Origin of the sequence: Micromonospora sp. M51 (assembly GCF_018070305.1) — a bacterium.
In the GTDB taxonomy this organism is placed as follows: domain Bacteria; phylum Actinomycetota; class Actinomycetes; order Mycobacteriales; family Micromonosporaceae; genus Micromonospora; species Micromonospora parva.
Genome location: NZ_JAGPXZ010000734.1, coordinates 1 through 2,992, shown reverse-complemented (window position 1 = coordinate 2,992; position 2,992 = coordinate 1). Strand labels below are relative to the sequence as shown.

Annotated in this window: 3 protein-coding genes and 2 pseudogenes; all 5 read right to left on the bottom strand. The window is 71.9% G+C overall.

The window, feature by feature from the left end; translation table 11 throughout:
- Nucleotides 1–151, bottom strand: a pseudogene (locus KBX53_RS27865) (metallophosphoesterase); the annotation flags it as partial.
- Nucleotides 152–166: 15 nt separating this feature from the next.
- A complete protein-coding gene (locus KBX53_RS27860) occupies nt 167–421 on the bottom strand; it encodes a MoaD/ThiS family protein (RefSeq protein ID WP_030331758.1) in 255 nt (84 codons plus the stop codon).
- 2 nt (nt 422–423) lie between these two features.
- The gene (gene moaA / locus KBX53_RS27855) at nt 424–1,437 is read right to left on the bottom strand and encodes a GTP 3',8-cyclase MoaA (RefSeq protein WP_210862506.1); all 1,014 of its coding nucleotides are present in this window, start codon (nt 1,435–1,437) and stop codon (nt 424–426) included.
- Nucleotides 1,434–2,348 carry a fructosamine kinase family protein gene (locus KBX53_RS27850; protein WP_210862504.1) on the bottom strand — a complete coding sequence of 305 codons (915 nt, stop codon included), beginning with the start codon at nt 2,346–2,348 and terminating at the stop codon, nt 1,434–1,436. The genes moaA and KBX53_RS27850 overlap by 4 nt, the downstream gene beginning before the upstream one ends.
- A 215-nt stretch (nt 2,349–2,563) precedes the next feature.
- Nucleotides 2,564–2,992 (bottom strand): annotated as a pseudogene (locus tag KBX53_RS27845) (alpha-amylase family glycosyl hydrolase); the annotation flags it as partial.

Here is a 2,992-nt window from a genome sequence, read left to right as displayed (position 1 = left end):
CCAGCACGGCCAGCACCACGGCGGTGATCGCGCCGACCCGTCGCCAGCGACCCGGTGTGGTGGTGTCCCGAACCAGCCGCTTCCACAGGTAGAGGTGGATGAGACCGGTGACCAGCGCCAGGACAGCCACGAACCCCAGAACCGCCATCATGTGTGCGCGCCTCCCTCAGCCGCCCGCGAACGGGGGCAGGACATCGATCGTGGCCCCGGCCGGTAGGGGTGCCTGACGATCATGACAGGTGACGCCGTTCACGAGGAAACTCGCCACCCGCAGCACCCCGGCGAGACGGTCGCCGTGGCGCTGGGACAGCTCGGCCGTGAGGTCGTCGAGTGACCGCCCACCGGGGACGGCCTCCTCGGCGCGGCCGGCGGCGGCGCGGGCGCCAGCGAAGTAGCGGACGGTCAGCGGTGTCCCCGGCATGCTCAGCCCCCGATCGCGGACATCGGTCGGGTCGGTTGGAGGAAGGTCGGGTCGTCGATGCCGTGCCCGGCGCGCTTGCCCCACATCGCGGTACGCCAGCGTCGGGCCAGCTCGTCGTCGTCCGCGCCGGCCCGCAGCGCGGCGCGCAGATCCGACTCCTCGGTGGCGAAGAGGCAGGCGCGGACCTGACCGTCGGCGGTCAGCCGGGTGCGGTCGCAGTCCCCGCAGAAGGGGCGGGTGACGCTGGCGATCACACCGACCCGGGCGGGACCTCCGTCGACCAGCCAGGTCTCCGCCGGTGCCGCACCGCGCTCGGCCGGGTCGGGGCTGAGATCGAAGGCGGTACGCAGGGACGCCAGGATCTCCTCGGCGGTGACCATGGTGTCGCGGGCCCAACCGTGTTGGGCGTCCAGCGGCATCTGCTCGATGATCCGCAGCTGGTAGTCGTGATCGAGGGCGAAGCGGAGCAGCGCTGGCGCCTCGTCCTCGTTCACACCTCGCATCAGCACTGAGTTGATCTTCACGGGGCTGAGGCCGACTGCCGCCGCCCCGGCCAGCCCGGCCAGCACCGCGTCGAGGCGGGGACGGCGGGTGAGCGTGGTGAACCGGTCCGGGTCCAGGGTGTCCAGTGAGACGTTCACCCGGTCCAGGCCGGCCGCGCGCAACGCCGGGGCCAGCCGGTCCAGGCCGATGCCGTTGGTGGTCAGCGAGACCCGGGGGCGGGGCTGGAGGGCGGCGACGGCCGTCACGATGTCGACCAGCCCGGGTCGGATCAGCGGCTCACCGCCGGTGAACCGCACCTCGCTCACGCCGAGCAGCTCGACCGCCACCCGGACCAGCCGGACGATCTCCTCGTCGGTCAGCAGCTCGGGGCCGGCCAGCCAGGGCAGCCCTTCCGCCGGCATGCAGTAGGTGCAGCGCAGGTTGCACTTGTCGGTGAGGGACACGCGCAGGTCCCGGGCGACGCGGCCGTACCGGTCGACGAGGACGCCGTCGGACCCCGGGGCGGCGCTCACCTGTCGACCGTAGCGCGCTCGGCCCGGCCCAGGACGGCGCGGGCGGTCCGGACGACCGCATCTCGGTAACTGCCGCCGAAGAGCGCGGTGTGCACAAGCAGCAGATGCAGCTGATGTAGCGGCACGCGGTCCCGCCAACCGTCCGACAGCGGCCAACTCTCCTGGTAGGCGGCCAGCACCCGACCCAGGTGGGGGATGCCGCCGAAGAGGGCGAGCTGGGCGAGATCCGTTTCCCGGTGCCCACCGTGCGCCGCCGGGTCGACCAGCCAGGCCCGGTCGTCGGCCCCCCACAGCACGTTGCCCGGCCACAGGTCGCCGTGGATGCGCGCGGGCGGCTCGTCGCCGCCGAGCCCGTCGAGGCGACCGATCACCTGCTCGACCAGATCGGCGTCGGCCCCGCTGAGCGCACCGCCGTCGACCGAGCGTCGCAGGTAGGGGGCGAGGCGCCGCTCGACGAACCAGGTCGACCAGCGCCCCTCGGTGGGGGTGTTGTCCTGGGGAAGCGCGCCGATGAAACCGGGCCAGGCCGCACCGAAGGTGGTCGCGCCCGCCCGGTGCAACCCGGCCAACTCCCGGCCGAAGCGCTCCGCGGCCTCCGGCGTCGGCTCGCCGGGCTCCACCCAGTCGAGCGCCAGCAGCTCCGGCAACACCACGATCACCTCGGGTACGGCGACCGCGCCCGCCTCCCGCAGCCAGCGCAGGCCGGCGGCCTCGGCGGCGAAGAAGCCCTCCGGCACCGGTCGGTCGGCGTTCTCCGGCCAGGACTTGGCGAAGACGGAGTGGCCGTCGTCGAGGGTGAGCCGGGCGGCGGCGCAGATGTCTCCACCGGCGACCGGCGTCTCCCGGAGCCGCTGATGGGTCCGGAAGGTCGGGAGGTGCGCCGGATGCGCGCGCAGGTACGCCAGGTCCATCAGCGCACGGTAACCGCTCCTTACGACAGCCAGGTGTCGCCCGACGACATCGGCGCTCTTTCGGCACTCGTCGGTGTGGCATGAGCAGGGAAAACACGCTGCGTAACTGTGGATAAGCCGCGTGTCGTCCACAGGGGTGGCCGGGCCCGGTGCCCCCGCCGCAGGCTTCCGACATGACCTCGACCGAACGCCCCCAGTTGGCCGTCCGCTCACCCGCCGACCTGATCGCCGCCGGGGCCGCAATCCCAGGGCGCGGCGATCAGCTTGACGGTCGCCAGCAGCGGGTCCTGGTCCATCGCCTACACGAAGCCGCTCTGCTCGTCGAAACCGTAGACCTCGCGGGCGAGAATGGTGCCGAGGTCGAAGCGGAAGCCGTCGATATGCATGTGCCCGGCCCAGTAGCGCAAGCTGTCCATCACCATCTGGATGACGCGGGGATGGGACAGGTTGACGGTGTTTCCGGTGCCGGTGTCGTTGATGTAATAGCGCCGCCGGTCCGGCAGCAGGCGATAATAGCTGGCGTTGTCGATGCCCTTGAACGACAGCGTCGGCCCGAGCTCGTTGCCTTCGGCGGTGTGGTTGTAGACGACGTCGAGGATCACCTCGAGCCCGGCGCCGTGCAGCTTCGACACCATCTCCTTGAA